This is a genomic window from Marinobacterium sedimentorum, assembly GCF_024267675.1.
Lineage (GTDB): Bacteria > Pseudomonadota > Gammaproteobacteria > Pseudomonadales > Balneatricaceae > Marinobacterium_A > Marinobacterium_A sedimentorum.
Genome location: NZ_JALDYX010000010.1, coordinates 104742 through 120046, shown reverse-complemented (window position 1 = coordinate 120046; position 15305 = coordinate 104742). Strand labels below are relative to the sequence as shown.

At 61.2% G+C, this 15305-nt stretch carries 14 protein-coding genes; 7 read left to right on the top strand and 7 right to left on the bottom strand.

Annotated features, from left to right (window positions below; translation table 11 throughout):
• Positions 1–7 precede the first annotated feature (7 nt).
• The 6 genes from hfq to MRS74_RS11205 form a co-directional block, all read right to left on the bottom strand.
• Complete coding sequence (gene hfq / locus MRS74_RS11230; RefSeq protein WP_020683734.1) at positions 8–247, bottom strand: RNA chaperone Hfq; 240 nt, start codon at positions 245–247, stop codon at positions 8–10.
• Positions 248–368: 121 nt separating this feature from the next.
• A complete protein-coding gene (gene miaA, locus MRS74_RS11225) occupies positions 369–1331 on the bottom strand; it encodes a tRNA (adenosine(37)-N6)-dimethylallyltransferase MiaA (protein ID WP_254580380.1) in 963 nt (320 codons plus the stop codon).
• 4 nt (positions 1332–1335) lie between these two features.
• Positions 1336–3273: a DNA mismatch repair endonuclease MutL gene (gene mutL / locus MRS74_RS11220; protein ID WP_254580379.1), complete on the bottom strand. Its 1938-nt coding sequence runs from the start codon at positions 3271–3273 to the stop codon at positions 1336–1338.
• A 75-nt stretch (positions 3274–3348) separates the two neighbouring features.
• Positions 3349–4689, bottom strand: coding sequence for an N-acetylmuramoyl-L-alanine amidase (locus MRS74_RS11215; protein ID WP_254580378.1), 1341 nt, complete (start codon positions 4687–4689; stop codon positions 3349–3351).
• A 17-nt stretch (positions 4690–4706) separates the two neighbouring features.
• The gene (tsaE, locus tag MRS74_RS11210; RefSeq protein WP_254580377.1) at positions 4707–5198 is read right to left on the bottom strand and encodes a tRNA (adenosine(37)-N6)-threonylcarbamoyltransferase complex ATPase subunit type 1 TsaE; all 492 of its coding nucleotides are present in this window, start codon (positions 5196–5198) and stop codon (positions 4707–4709) included.
• 51 nt (positions 5199–5249) lie between these two features.
• Entirely contained in the window at positions 5250–6770 is a 1521-nt protein-coding gene (locus MRS74_RS11205; RefSeq protein ID WP_254580376.1) for an NAD(P)H-hydrate dehydratase, read from the bottom strand.
• Positions 6771–6827: 57 nt separating this feature from the next.
• Between MRS74_RS11205 and queG the strand changes: the two genes are divergently transcribed.
• Positions 6828–7988, top strand: coding sequence for a tRNA epoxyqueuosine(34) reductase QueG (queG, locus tag MRS74_RS11200; RefSeq protein ID WP_254580375.1), 1161 nt, complete (start codon positions 6828–6830; stop codon positions 7986–7988).
• A gap of 23 nt (positions 7989–8011) precedes the next feature.
• Here queG and orn read toward each other — a convergent pair whose 3' ends face one another.
• Positions 8012–8596: an oligoribonuclease gene (gene orn / locus MRS74_RS11195; RefSeq protein ID WP_254580374.1), complete on the bottom strand. Its 585-nt coding sequence runs from the start codon at positions 8594–8596 to the stop codon at positions 8012–8014.
• Positions 8597–8735: 139 nt separating this feature from the next.
• On the opposite strand from orn, the gene rsgA reads away from it, so the two are divergent.
• The 6 genes from rsgA to MRS74_RS11165 all read left to right on the top strand — a co-directional run bounded on the left by rsgA (position 8736) and on the right by MRS74_RS11165 (position 15281).
• The gene (gene rsgA / locus MRS74_RS11190) at positions 8736–9770 is read left to right on the top strand and encodes a small ribosomal subunit biogenesis GTPase RsgA (protein WP_254580373.1); all 1035 of its coding nucleotides are present in this window, start codon (positions 8736–8738) and stop codon (positions 9768–9770) included.
• Between the two features lie 15 nt (positions 9771–9785).
• Positions 9786–11444, top strand: a complete 1659-nt coding sequence (locus tag MRS74_RS11185; protein WP_254580372.1) for an HDOD domain-containing protein — start codon at positions 9786–9788, stop codon at positions 11442–11444.
• Between the two features lie 112 nt (positions 11445–11556).
• Positions 11557–12375, top strand: a complete 819-nt coding sequence (locus MRS74_RS11180) for a sulfurtransferase (RefSeq protein ID WP_254580371.1) — start codon at positions 11557–11559, stop codon at positions 12373–12375.
• A gap of 28 nt (positions 12376–12403) precedes the next feature.
• On the top strand, positions 12404–13294 hold the full coding sequence (gene asd / locus MRS74_RS11175) for an archaetidylserine decarboxylase (protein WP_254580370.1): 891 nt from the start codon (positions 12404–12406) through the stop codon (positions 13292–13294).
• Positions 13287–14318, top strand: a complete 1032-nt coding sequence (gene ygfZ, locus MRS74_RS11170) for a CAF17-like 4Fe-4S cluster assembly/insertion protein YgfZ (RefSeq protein WP_254580369.1) — start codon at positions 13287–13289, stop codon at positions 14316–14318. The genes asd and ygfZ overlap by 8 nt, the downstream gene beginning before the upstream one ends.
• Before the next feature lie 750 nt (positions 14319–15068).
• Positions 15069–15281, top strand: a complete 213-nt coding sequence (locus MRS74_RS11165) for a hypothetical protein (protein WP_254580368.1) — start codon at positions 15069–15071, stop codon at positions 15279–15281.
• Positions 15282–15305 lie beyond the last annotated feature (24 nt).

The following is a 15305-nucleotide window of genomic DNA, read 5'->3' as shown; positions in this document are numbered from 1 at the left end:
TATGACCTCAGTCCGGCTGTTTCTCGTCGGCCTGCGGCAATTTCACCGGACGGGCAGGAACGACTGTAGATATCGCATGCTTGTAAACCATCTGGCTGACGGTATTTTTCAACAGGATGACAAACTGATCGAAAGATTCGATCTGCCCCTGCAGTTTGATACCATTCACCAGGAAAATGGAAACTGGCACACGCTCCTTGCGCAGAACGTTTAGATAAGGGTCTTGTAAAGACTGCCCTTTTGACATTGCAAACTCCTTCCAGAAAATCGTTATAGTTTATTCGGGTCAGGACTTCGTAAAGATCCCCCTTCAAAGCCCCGCCTTCCGACCGCCATCCATACCACTGCAATTGCGCGCCAGCCGAACATTATATAATGGCTGACTCTACTAATTTCAAGGCTTTAGATACCAACTGCCGATCATTCGTCTGTAGCCAGCGCAAATCATCCCAACTGCGCAGCCAGGTAATCTGGCGTTTTGCCAGCTGCCGGGTGGCTACGATACCCTTGAACACCATGGTTTCATAGTCCCAGCGCCCGGCCAGATATTCCCATACCTGGCGGTAGCCGACACAACGCACCGACGGGTGCGACAGTTCAAGATCGCCCCGCGACCAGAGCACGCGTTCGACTTCATCCACCAGCCCAAGTTCCAACATAAGCAGAAAACGCTGCTCGATGCGCTGGTGCAGCAGGGCCCGTTCCGGTGGCATTACGGCAAAGGAATGCACCTGGTAGGGCAAAGCAGTCTGTTCCTGCTCGCGCCAATGTTCGCTCATGGGCCGACCACTCAACTCAAACACCTCCAGTGCCCGCTGCACCCGCTGCGAATCATTGGGCTTGAGGCGCGCAGCCGCCTGCGGGTCGACCTCGGCCAAACGCTTGTGCATGGCAGGCCAGCCCTGCTGCCGCGCCTCTTCCTCCAGCCTCGCCCGCAGCACCGGATCGGCTTCCGGCATCTTGGCAAGCCCCTGCTGCAGGGCGTTGAAATACATCATGGTGCCACCCACCAGCAACGGAATACGCCCGGCGGCCGTGATCCTTGCCATTTCTGCCAACGCATCCTCACGGAACTCCGCCGCCGAATAGCTCTGCTCCGGCCCGCGAATATCAACCAGCCGATGTGGGTAGCGCGCCAGCTCGGCGGCACTGGGCTTGGCGGTACCTATGTCCATGCCGCGATAGATCAGCGCCGAATCGACGCTGATAATGTCGCAGGGCAGACGATCATGCAGCTCCATTGCCAGGGCGGTCTTGCCCGCAGCGGTCGGCCCCATCAGAAAGATGGCCGGCGGCAGCCCGGATTCCGCCTCAGTCGGGTGTTCTGTCATGGCTCTAGCGCCCCCGCAAAAACAGCTTGTCGAGCTCGTTCAGCGACAGCTGCGTCCAGGTCGGACGACCGTGGTTGCACTGCCCGCTGCGCTCGGTTATTTCCATATCACGCAGCAGACCGTTCATCTCGGGCACGCTGAGCTGGCGATTGGCACGCACGGCGCCATGGCAGGCCATGGTCGCCAGCAGCTCGTTGATATGGTTTTCAATACGCTGGCTCTGGCCGTAGGTGATCATGTCCGACAGCACATCACGGATCAGCTGCTCGATATTGCCCCTGGCCAGCGAGACCGGCACCTGACGCACTACCAGACTCTCCTCCCCCATGCGGGACAGCTCAAACCCCAGACGCTGAAACACCGCCGACTGCTCCTCGGCACAGTCCGCCTCATTCTGGCTGACTGCCATGCTCAGCGGCACCAGCAGCGGCTGCGAGCGCACCACCTCGGTTTCGTAGGCCTGTTTCATGCGTTCATACACAATGCGCTCGTGGGCCGCGTGCATGTCGACCAGCACCAGCCCCTGCTCGTTCTGAGCCAGAATATAGATTCCGTGCAAATGAGCCAGGGCGTAACCCAGCGGCGGCGCCACCTCGCCCTGAGCCTGGGCTGCGGCCAGCGCCGCACCCTGCATGCCATTGCCATCAGGGGCACCAAAGCCGCCACTGCCATTGGCCGGCACGTGCAGGGCACCGTAGCCACTGATCTGATCCCGCACCGCCCCCAGCGACGGGCCTGCCGGACGGTAGTCGTTTGCAAAACCCGCCCCCGGGGACGATTCAACAGCCGCAGAGCCACCCAGCGGCGCCTGAGTGAGGGGCATGCGCCCCTGTTCGAACTGCTGCGCATTGGAACCTGGGTTGCCGGGTGTCTGGCCAGCCAATACTGGGCCGCCATCCTGCGACCTGGCGACGGGCGCAACGGCGCCTTCTGGGCGTACATCAGCGATAACCCGATGCAGTGTGCGAAAGATAAAGTCATGCACCAGTCGCCCTTCTCGAAAGCGCACCTCGTGCTTGGTGGGATGCACGTTCACATCCACCAGCCGCGGGTCCAGCTCCAGATAGAGCACAAAGGCCGGATGACGGCCATGAAAGAGCACATCCTGATAGGCCTGACGCACCGCATGGGCCACCAGCTTGTCACGGATAATGCGACCATTGACGAAGAAGTACTGCAGATCCGTCTGACTGCGGGAAAAGGTCGGCAACCCCATCCAGCCCCAGAGCCGCAGACCACTGGCCTCGGCGCACATGTCCAGCGACAGGGCCTGATCGATAAAGGCCGGACCACAGACCGACGATATGCGCCGCTCATGGTCCTGCTCGGTGCGCGCGGGGCGCAGCTGATGTATCACACGACCATTGTGACGCAACTGAAAGGACACATCGGAACGGCTCAGCGCCAGGCGCTTGACCACCTCTTCCAGATGCTTGAATTCGGTCTGCTCGGTGCGCATGAACTTGCGCCGCGCCGGGGTGTTGAAGAATAGATCCCGTACCTCGACACAGGTCCCCTGCGGATGCGCTGCGGGGCTGACCACCGGCTCCATGTCCCGCCCCTCGGTCTGCACCTGCCAGGCACTGGGCGCATCGCTGCGACGCGAGGTAAGGGTAAGACGGGATACCGAGCTGATACTGGCCAGCGCCTCGCCGCGAAAGCCAAGACTATTGACCGCCTCGAGATCCTCAAGCACCAGTATCTTGGAGGTCGCATGACGGCTGAGCGCCAGCGGCAGATCCTCCTCCTCGATACCGCCGCCGTTATCCCGCAGGCGAATCAGTTTCATGCCACCCTGCTCGACATCAATCTCGATCTGGGTGGCACCGGCGTCGAGGCTGTTTTCCAGCAGTTCCTTGACGACCGAAGCCGGGCGTTCAACCACTTCGCCGGCCGCAATCTGGTTGGCCAGACGCGGCGACAGCAACTGTATTCGTGACATAGACAAATGCATTACCGGTTAGGGAGCCTCTGATCAGACCACAAGAGACCGCTGTGACCTGATCCGTGCAGCCCCTTAGCTTGACGGAATTTTGAGTACTTGACCAATACGGATCTTGTCATTGGACAGGCCATTGGCGGCGCGCAGCGCCGAAAGGGACACACCATTACGTGCGGCAATCACCGACAGCGTATCGCCGCGGGATACCTTGTGCGTGCGGTCAGACAGGGACGCCAGCTGACCGCCACCGTTCTTGCGGTAGGCCAGATGTGTCATGGCCGGCGGCCGGTGCCAGAAGTAGTCCTTCACACCCTCGGTGATGGCCACAGCCATCTGACTCTGGTACTTGCTCGACTTCAGCTTGCGGGCTTCGTCGGGGTTGGAGATAAACCCGGTTTCCACCAGAATCGACGGGATGCCGGGGGATTTCAGCACCACGAAACCCGCCTGTTCGACAAACGGCTTGTGCATGCGGGCAAACTTGCCGATGTTCTTGTGCACCCGGTCAGCGACCTGGCGACTGCCTTCCATGCTGAAGGTCATGGACATATCCAGCAGCACGCCGGCCAGCACTTCATCCTTGTCATCCAGGCTGACCACGCCACCGATGGCATCCGCACTGTTTTCCTTCTGGGCCAGCCAGCGACCGACTTCGCCGGTGGCGCCGCGGTCCGAAATCACCCAGACAGAGGCGCCATTGGCACGGGAATCCTTGAAGGCATCGGCATGAATGGACACGAAGAGGTCGGCGTTGTGCTCACGCGCAAGCTTGGTGCGCCCGCGCAGGCTGACGTAATAGTCACTCTTGCGCACCATCACCGGCTTGTAGCCAGGCGTCGCATCCAGGCGCCGGTACACTTCCTTGGCGATGGCAATAACCACGTCTTTTTCACGCAGACCACCAGGGCCCAGTGCGCCGGGATCCTCACCACCATGACCGGCATCGATCGCCACCACCACATCACGCAACACGCCCGGAGAACCGGCGACCTGGGCAGGCTGCTCCACAGGCGCAGGTGCCGGCCTGTCGGCACCTGTTTTCAGCAAATCCAGTACCAGCCGGTGGCCGTACTGATCATTGGGCGCCAGCGTAAAGCTGCGGGGTTTTACCTTGCTGTTCAAATCCAGCACGAAACGCTGGGTACCATCGGCCTGGCGCGACTCCCGCATATTGCTGACCGGGCTGTCCTGCAGCCCCAATCGATCAAGATTCGCCAGCAGGCGCGAGTCTTCCATGTCCACCACCAGGCGATCGGGGTTATCCAGACTGAACACCCTGTGCTTCACCGGCCCCGAAAGATCAAACACCAGACGTGTGTGATCCGGCGCGAGCCAGATGCGCACATTCTTGATTTCAGCCGCCATCGCCGGAGTGCCCAGCAGCAGTACTGCCAGAAGCCCCAAAATCCCCTTCATCCTGCCCCTCAACCGCGTCACCCCTGTTTTGCGATCCGGTCATTATCCGCTAACAAAGACGCCAGAATCTGCTGTCCCCGCGCCGTCTGTGCATGGCATTCAATACTGCGCCCCTGACCTTCAATCGAGATGGCCACCTCCAGATCCGGCCGCGGCAACCAGCCCGCGCCCCGCTGAGGCCACTCTATCAGACAGAGGTCGTCGTCTTCGAAATAGTCCCTGATCCCCAGATACTCAAGCTCTTCAGGGTCTGCCAGACGATACAGATCGAAATGATACAACCTGCGCCCCCCCAGATCATAGGGCTCCACCAAAGTATAGGTCGGACTCTTGACCGAACCATGATGGCCATAGGCACGCAAAACCCCGCGACACAGCGTAGTTTTACCCATCCCCAGATCACCTTCCAGGAAAATAACCCCGCGTCCGGCACAGGCCCGCCCCAGCGCCTCGCCAAAATTCACCATGGCGCTTTCATCCCGGGCGCCGTATACAAACTGTTCTGTCATCGTATTGATCCGCTAACATCTCGCCTGAACCGACATTCGGTCAGATTATCTTTATTCTTGCCGCCCGCTCACCAGCGCCTGAATACGCGGCAGCAGATCTCCCGGCAGCAAGCCGCGCTCGCCGCACTCGGCGGCCTGCAAATCCCCGGCGCGGGCGTGCACATAAACCCCAAGGCGCGCCGCATCGACGGGCTTGAGCCCCTGCGCCCATAAACCGCCGATGATACCGGCCAGCACATCCCCCATGCCACCCACCGCCATGCCGGGATTGCCCGCCGCGCACAGATGCAGCGCATCGCCATCGCAGCTCAGGCTTCCCGCGCCCTTGAGCACCGCAACGCCACCGCAGTTTGCCTGCAACCGCTCTACCGAGGCGAATCGGTCCTGGTTTACCGCAGCTACGTCATCCGCCAGCAGCCGGGCGGCTTCACCCGGATGCGGCGTCAGTATCCAGTTGGCGCGGCGCGCACTGTGCAGCCAGTTTTTTTCGGCCAGCAGATTCAGCCCATCGGCATCCACCACCATGGGCTTGTCGCTCTGCAGGGCCTGCAGCAACAGCTGATCCCCCCAGGCGTTGCGCCCCAGACCCGGCCCTATCACCAGGATATCCGCCCGTTCCAGCAGCGGCTCCAGATCCTGACCGGAATTCACGCCGTGAACCATCAGTTCGGGCTGACGGGCCAGCGCGGCCGCCGCATATTCAGGCCGGGTGGCCAGTGAGACCAGCCCTGCGCCACTGCGCAACGCCGCCTGGGCCGCGAGAATGCCTGCACCGCCAAACCCCAGATCACCCCCAATGATCATGACATGACCGGAATCACCCTTGTGACTGCTGCGGCGCCGAGGACCCAAGGCCTGAGCCAGATCCTCCGCCTGGGTGCGAAAGGCACTGACCGGTACATCCTCATATACGGCTTCCGGCACCAGCAGGCCGTCAAACTCTATCTGGCCGGTATAATCCACCGCCTGATGGGTAAAGAGCCCCTGCTTGAGCCCAATAAAGGTGATGGTCAGTGCGGCGCGTACCGCCAGCCCCAGCACCGCGCCGGTGTCACTGCAAAGCCCTGAAGGGATATCCACCGCCAGCACCGGCTGCGGGCTGCGGTTGCAGTGCCGGATCGCCCGCTCGGCAGCGCCGCGCACCGGCCCGGCAAGGCCGGTGCCCAGCATGGCGTCCACCAGCACCTCACCGCGCAACTCGATCTCCGGCGTATAGGCCTGGGCTTCCACCCCCAGTGCCAGACTCCAGCGCCAGGCGTCCAGGGCCTCACCCCGCAGTTTGCGCTCAAAATCGTCATCACCGACACAGAGCAGCTGCACATCAAGGCCGCGCTGATGGGCCAGACCCGCAACCACAAAGCCATCGCCACCGTTATTGCCGCTGCCACACAGAATGGTCAGCGACTGCAGTGTCGGCCAGTGGTGCAGCAGGGTTGCGAAGGTCGCATGACCGGCGCGCTGCATCAGCTTGAACCCCGGCAGGCCGTATTGTTCGATGGCAGTCTGATCCAGCGCGCGACTTTGTTCCGCCGTGTATAATGTGGCCGGCAGTTCCGCTCTCATGACAGGCATAGGTATCTCCTTGAATTGGCCACATTATAAAGGATCGTCCGACGGACGATACACGTCATGAACCGGCTTTCACCTGAACAGCTCAGCCAACTGGCCGCGCAGATCAAAAACTGGGCCCGGGAGCTCGGATTTCAGCAGTGCGGCATTACCGGCACCGACCTATCCGCCGAAGGACCCAAGCTGCAGGCCTGGCTGGACCAGGGCTATCAGGGCGACATGGGCTATCTGGAAAACCACTTTGAAAAGCGGCTGGATCCGCCGCTACTGGTGCCGGGCACAGAACGCATTATCTCGGTGCGCATGGACTACCTGCCACCCGACACCCAGACACTGAATATCCTCAGGCAGCCCGACAAGGCCTACATCGCCCGTTACACCCTGGGCCGCGATTACCACAAGACCCTGCGCAAGCGCCTGACCCGCCTGGGCCAGCGCATAGAAGAGGCCTGCGAAACCCTGGGCTATCGCGCCTTTGTCGACAGCGCCCCGGTGCTGGAGCGCCCGCTGGCCCGCGAAGCCGGTATCGGCTGGCAGGGTAAGCACACCCTGATCCTCAACCGCGAAGCCGGCTCCTGGTTTCTGCTCGGCGAGCTGTTCATCGATCTGCCGCTGCCGGTGGATGCGCCCTACACCGAGGATCACTGCGGCCGCTGCAGCGCCTGCATGGACGTCTGCCCGACCCAGGCGTTTCCGGCGCCCCATGTGCTGGATGCCAGGCGCTGCATTTCCTACCTGACCATTGAGTACAAGGGCAGCATTGACCCTGAGCTGCGCCCGCTGATGGGTAACCGCATCTTTGGCTGCGATGATTGCCAGCTCATCTGCCCCTGGAATCGCTTTGCCAGCCACAGTCCGGAAACGGACTTCGAGCCACGCCACCAGCTGGACGATATCGATCTGACTGAATTGATTGGCTGGGATGAAGCCCAGTTTCTGCACAAGACCGAGGGCTCGGCCATTCGGCGCACCGGCTATGAAGGCTGGCTGCGCAATCTGGCCATCGCGCTGGGCAACAGCAACGGTGGCGCCCAGGTAATAGCCGCGCTGCAGGCACGGCTCGCCTATCCATCACCTCTGGTGCAGGAACATGTGCAGTGGGCACTGGCGCAGCTGCAACAGCGCACTGACACTAAAGACGAGGCACAGGGTGCAAGCGTGCAGGTGCATCCGGCACACCCCATCCTAGATCACCCGCGCGCGTGCAAGCTGGCGGACTGACTCAGCCCCTGCGACACCAGCACTCAGAGTTTTATAAAGTGCTGCCGGTAGTGGCTGAGCTCGTTGATGGAGTCGCGGATATCATCCAGCGCCAGGTGCGAACCCTGCTTTTTGACGCCCTCCAGCACCTCCGGTTTCCAGCGCCTCGCCAGCTCTTTCAGGGTACTGACATCCAGGTTGCGGTAATGGAAGAAGGCCTCGAGCTCCGGCATGTACTTGTCCAGAAAACGCCGATCCTGACCGATGCTGTTACCGCACATGGGGGAAGCCCCCTGGTCCACATGCTGTTGCAGGAACGCCAGGGTCTGCAATTCGGCGTCGCGCTCGCCAAACAGACTTTCGCGCACCCGCTGGGTGAGGCCCGACTGGCCATGCTGGCGCGTACACCACTCATCCATGGCCGCGAGTGCTGCATCACTCTGATGCACCGCAAGACTCGGACCCTCGGCAATCAGATTGAGGTTTGCGTCCGTCACTATAGTGGCGATCTCGATAATGGTGTCGTGCTCTGGTTCGAGACCGGTCATTTCCAGGTCGATCCAGATCAGATTAGTGCTACGTGAATTACTCTCGTTAGGGGTACTGGCTGACTGCTTGCTGTTGCTCATGGGACGCCGCTCTCCTGCGCTGGCCACTACTAATTTGCTCGTGAATAGAATACCTTAGGTCCTATCCGAATACCTACGAAAGCGCTGCACCGCAGGCCACGAATCATTGTCCGTGCCGCCAGCTGCAGCCGGGAGATTGATGTCTAAGCGCAAACTGACCCGCCGCCAGTCCTGGCGGGTAGAAAAAATTCAGCAGGAACGTACCGCCCGCGCCAGCAAACGCGATGATGTCGTGGACGAACAGCTGGAAGGTGGCGAGCTGGGACAGGAACAGCATGGCCTGATCATTTCCCATTTCGGCCGCCAGGTGGATGTCGAAGGCCTGGACGGCGAACAGGCCGGCATCATTACCCGCTGCCATATGCGCACCAACCTCGGCCAACTGGTCACCGGCGATCGCATTATCTGGCGCGCCGGCAAGGAAGGCGGCGTGGTGGTGGCACAGCTGCCCCGCAAGACCGAGCTCATGCGCCCCAACCCCCAGGGCGAATTACGCCCGGTGGCGGCCAATATCGACTTTATCGTCGTCACCATCGCAGTAGAACCCACCCCCTTTGCCAACCTGATCGACCGTTATCTGGTGGCATCGGAGCTCAGCGGTATCGAGCCCGTGATTCTGCTCAACAAGTCCGACCTGCTGCACGACGGCAACCGCGACGAACTCCTGGCCCTGCTCGAAAACTACCAGCGCATCGGCTACAAGATACTGACCACCTCGGCCAATGGCGACGACGCCCTGACCGAACTCAAGGCATTGCTTAATGACCGCGTCAGCGTCTTTGTCGGCCAGTCGGGCGTAGGCAAGTCATCCCTGATCAACAGCCTGCTGCCGGGCGTCGATATCCGCGTCGGCGAGCTCTCCGCCCAAACCCGCAAGGGCCGCCACACCACCACCACGGCGCGCCTGTTTCACTTCCCCGATGGCGGCGACCTGATCGACTCCCCCGGTATCCGCGAGTTTGGCCTCTGGCACCTGGAACCGGAGCGCCTGATCGAAGGCTTTCGCGAGTTTCACCCCTATCTTGGCCACTGCCGCTTCCGGGACTGCCGTCACGAACAGGAGCCAGGCTGCGCCATCAAGGGTGCCATCGAACAGAATGAAATCAGCGCCACCCGGGTACGCAGCTTTCAGCATATCCGCCAGACCTTGCTGGCACCGAATAGCAGTCACTGACAACAGGGCCTCTCGATGCACGATCCGTCCAGCGACGCAGCAGACGACAGCGCAGACAGCAACCAGGCAGTGGAGCAGCCGCTGTTCAGTGCCCAGGGCTGGACCTCGTACCTGGCTGACCGCTCCCTGCCCACCCGACTGTCCAGCCTGCAGCAACTGAAACGCGAAACAGCATCCGACCGCGGCACCCTGATGAGCATTACCGCCATCATCAAGGCCGACCCCGTGCTCTGCCTGCAGGTGGTACGCCAGGCCCAGGCGCTGCATGCCAGCAAGGGCTCTGACGTCACAGGTATCGACCACGCCATCGGATCGCTGGGCATGGAACGGCTTGGGAAGCTGGCCAAGGAATGCGAGGCGCTGCGCCTGCATGTCCGCCGCACCGCCGAATTGCAGTATTTTCGCGCCATCGCCAACAGCCATCACGCCGCCACCCAGTGTGCCCAGTGGCTGCGGGTACGCCATGCCACCTACGCCGAAAAAGGCTGGGTCGCCGCCCTGTGCTACGGCGTGGGTTTCTGGTCCCTGTGGCGCCACGCGCCGCTGCACATGCACCGCATCCATTGCCGCATCCGCGAAGGGCTAGACCCCATTGAGGCGCAGATCGAATCCCTGGGCTGCAGCGTGCAGCAAATATCACTGGGTCTGGCCCAGAGCTGGCAACTGCCACCACTGATTATCGCTGCGCTGGACAATGAAACCTCATACTCGCCCCGCACCCTCGACAAGCTGCACCGGCGCAGCCTGAGTGACCCGCGCCTCAACAAGGATGATCTGCGCAGCCTCAGCCATCTGCTGCAGCAGCACTTTTTCCCGGTCAAACTGGCCAACTGGCTGGTTCAGACGACTGAGCTGGGCTGGCAAAACACCCGGGCGCTGGGCATGTACGACATCGTCAATGACTACCTGGGCAAGGAACTGCAACAAACCACCGCGCTCATCCATCAGAACTGTGCCCTGGCCGCTCAGCAATACCATGTGCCCGGCACCCTGGCGCCGGCCGCCGAGATGCTTTTCATTGCGTCAGACAGTCAGTTCGACCAGACCCTCGGCGAGCACGAACTGCAGCGTTACAGCGAGCTCTACCCGGAACCTGCGCCGCTGCCCGACCCCAGCCTGGCCCAGCTGCGACCCGCGGCGACCTTTGCCGATGCCCAGGCCTACCAGCAGATCAGCCAGCGTCTGCTGCATGGCTACAACCTCTACACGCGTCCAGGGCATATTCTGCAGGGGCTGCTGCTCGGGCTCTCCCAGGGCCTGGGGCTGAATCGACTGGCGCTGCAGGTGGTGCGCGCAAAGCAGCAACTCAAGACAGCCCAGGTCATGGGTATCGACGATAACGACCCCATCACACGACTGGAAGCCGAGTTCGACAGCTCACTGCTACTCAGGCAACTCTGTGCCCGCCCCGGCTGCATCTGGCTTAGCGCCACGACCCGCCCGCGCCTGCTACCCATGCTGCCAGTGTCCTACCGCGCGGCACTGGGGGATCAGGATGGCCTGATGATGTGCATCTTCGCCCACGCAAAGCCAGTGGCACTGGTCTACGGTAATCTCGGCAATGGCGACCCCGACAAGCCAATCGCGGCGCTGGAAAGCTTTCACCGCGACCAGTTCCGTGCCTTGTGCACGGCCGCCAGTGGCGCCCTGGACCGCATGCTGGGCCAGGCCTGAGGCCCGCTACAGCGGCACCCCTGGGGTCACCAATCCCAATTTGTGACCCCAGCATGTAAAATCCCCGTGAAACCTATATGATCGCCAATCCCCAGAGTTTACGGAGGCACAGATGACCCCGCTCCCACTCGTGATCGATGCATCCCAACTGGCGCCAAACCTGGACGAGCCGTCACTGCTGATTCTCGACCTGTCCAAGCCTGAAACCTACCGGCAGGGCCATATACCCCACGCCCTGAATGTCGACCCAGCCCTGCTGCTGTGCGGCACTGCGCCCGTTCCGAACAAGCTGCCGAGCCGCGAGCAGCTCAGCGCGCTGTTTTCGAGCCTGGGTCTCACGCCCGAACGCCATGTGGTGGTCTACGACGACCAGATGGGGGCGCTGGCCGGACGCATGGTCTGGACGCTGCACTGCGTCGGCCACAGCCGCGTCTCCTTTCTCAACGGCCAGCTGCAGGCATGGACGCAGGCCGGTCAGGTGCTCGAAAACGGCGAAAACCTGGCCAGCGCCAGCCAGTTCGAGGCGATAATCGACCGTTCCCTCGTCGCCGACGTGGAACATATACTGGCGCACTTGGGTGATGCGGACCTGCGCATCTGGGATGCCCGCACCGAAGCGGAATACCGCGGCGAAAAAATCGTCAACGCCCAAAAAGGCGGTCATATTCCCGGCGCACGCTGGTTCGAATGGACCGACAGCCTGATCAGCCCGCCGAGCGACACCCGCCTGCGGCCCGATGCCGAACTGCTGGCAACGCTGCGCGCCCGGGGCATCAGGCCCGAACACCAGGTGATCACCCACTGCCAGACCCACCGCCGCTCGGGCCTCACCTATGTGGTGGCCAGACACCTGGGCTTTGAGCAGGTGCGCTGCTACGACGGCTCCTGGTTCGAGTGGGGCAACCGCGACGATACCCCCACAGAATCCTGAGATTTTCTCCCTATAAGGACGTTCAACGTTGAAAGACAAGCTGTTTATCCTGTTGCAATACCTGCTGCCCCAGCATCTGCTGTCACGCCTTACCGGCGCCCTGGCGGAATGCCGCACACCCTGGGTAAAGAACACCTTCATCGGCTGGTTCGCCAGGCGCTACGGCGTCAACATGCAGGAGGCGCAGATCGAAGACCTGCGCGCCTATCCCAACTTCAACGCCTTCTTCACCCGTGCACTCAAGCCCGATGCCCGCCCGCTGGATACCACGCCCGGCAACATTATCAGCCCGGCCGACGGTGCGGTCAGCCAGCTCGGCTCCATTGATCATGGCCGTATTTTTCAGGCCAAGGGACGCGGCTATGGCCTCAGCACCCTGCTTGGCGGCGACTTGGCGATGGCCGAGCCCTTTAAAAATGGCCAGTTCGCCACCATCTATCTAGCACCCAGGGATTATCACCGCGTACATATGCCCATCGCCGGCACTCTGCGTGAGACCCTGTATATTCCGGGGGATCTGTACTCGGTAAACCAGACCACGGCGGCCAATGTGGATCAGCTGTTTGCCCGCAACGAACGTCTGGTGGCGATATTTGATACCCAGGCCGGCCCCATGGCCATGATCCTGGTGGGCGCCATGGTCGTCGCCGGCATCGAGACCGTCTGGGCAGGCCAGGTTGCCCCGGTACTGAAGAAGCCGCTGCATACCCGCTTCGATGCCCAGCCAGCAGCCGATATCCGGCTTGAGCAGGGTGCTGAAATGGGCCGCTTCAAACTGGGTTCCACGGTGATACTGCTGTTCGGCCCAGAGGCCATGCAGTGGAGCCAGGGGCTTGCCGCCGAGCACGCGCTGCGTCTTGGCCAGCAGATCGGCAGCCAGAGCGCACCTGAACAACAAGGGACAGAAACCGATGAGTGAATGGCTGGATAAAATTCGCGCCCTGGGCGCAACCCTCAACGACAGCGGCGATCGCATCCTGCATGTCGCAGACCGGGAATCAGAGACGAGGCTCACCCCTCTGGTACATCAGGGCGTATTCAGTGTGCAGGGTCCTGATGCCGAAAAATTCCTGCAGGGTCAGCTCAGCTGCGATCTGAAGGATGTCAGCACCCTGGGCAGTCGCCTCGGCGCCCACTGTAACATCAAGGGCCATATGCACAGCCTGGTGCGCGTAATGCGCGCACAGGATGGTTTCTGGCTGCGCGGCCAGCGTGACCTGCTGCCAAACACCCAGACGCTGCTGAAAAAATACATGGTATTTTCCAAGGCCCAGGCCACCGACCTCAGTGACGACCTGGTCGGGCTTGGCTGCAGCGGCCCCGGCGCCGCCGTGCTGGTAGAAAAGGTACTGGGCCAGGTGCCAAGCGAAGTCGATGGCGTCTATGCCAGCGAAGGCATGCTTGCGGTACGGGTACCCGGCAAGCGCTTTGAAATCTGGCTGCCCAAAGCGCAGGCACTGACACTGCTGCCGGAACTGATTGAATTTGCCCCGCTGGGCACCACCGATCGCTGGGAGCTGGACGAAATTCGCGCCGCCATTCCGGATCTGCGCGCCGAAACGGTTGAAGGCTTTATCCCCCAGATGACCAACCTGCAGGCCCTGCACGGTGTCAGCTTTACCAAGGGTTGCTATACCGGGCAGGAAATCGTTACCCGCCTGCAGCACCGTGGCCAGCTCAAGCGCCCCATGTACCGGGCCAGTGTGACGTGTGACAGCCGCCCTGTGCCAGGCACTATGCTGTACAGCGCCGACAAGGATAATGTGGGCAAGGTGGTGCTGGCAGCGCCTTGCGCTGAGGGTCAGTTCGAATTGCTGGCCGTGATCGTGAAGGATCTGGCCGAAAGCACACCCATCCTGCTCGGCAGTCAGAGCGGCCCCGCCCTGACGCTGCTGGATCTGCCCTACGAGCTCGACCCCGAGCTGTTTCAGAGCAAGCGCTAACGGCAGCCTGTCAGGTTTACCACTGATCTACTCGGCTCGGGTATCCTGCTTCGCCCTACCTTCTGCAGCCATGCAGTCGTACGCAAAGCCCCTCTCTTTCGAAAAGAGGGGTCATTTTCCGAGCTCTTTTTTACTCGTCGCAGACTCCTCGGTCTGCGACCCCCGCTAAAGCGGTTCTTTCCACTTCGTTACAAGTGTTAAATAGAACCACTATGCACAAGCTACATCCGTGTAGCTTGCCCTGCGGGCAGCTCATGCTGTGTAAATCGGCCATCCTGCCGATTTATCGCCTCAAAAGAGCTCAAAAACTGCCGCAAATCGGCCTTTCCCTCGCTACGACCGGCCAAGCCCGACAGGCTGCTAGCCTCCCTTTTGCATCCCGCAGCCCGACCGCCCGGGCAAGGCGCCTGCTGCCCTTTCTGCAGCATCCCACTCCCGGGACAAAAACCAGCAAGCACTCCAGCACCCAGGCCGGTAAAGCCCGCCGCTCAAGAAGGAACTTTTCACCGCCGAGCGGCAATCCCATGTCACAACCCAGGGCCCATCCCGCCCATGATATGGAAGGCACCGTCCTTATCGAACTGATGACTAATTCACACCTTTTCGATTTCAAAACACCGACATAGCTTAAAGTAGGCATAAATTGATGAAATAAATTCACTTTTTTAGTTAAAAGTTGTCGTTTGTTGCAGTGCGGCATAAGACCTATTATGGCTCCATACACAGACACACAACCACCGGAGAGACCCCATGAGCCGCGATATCGAAAACCCAAGCCTGGCTGAACTGCTGGATCGTCTTGACCTGTCCAGCATGAGCGAAACCGAAGTCATTCGCTTGCGTGCCGAAGCCGCCCGCGCCGAATACATCTCCGAAGCTCTGCATAACCTGTTCGGCAAGGTCAAATCACTGTTTTGCACTTGCAAGAACGCCACTACCACTGCGGACGTTAGCCACGCTTAATCAAGCGCTGGCTAGCCCGGGCGC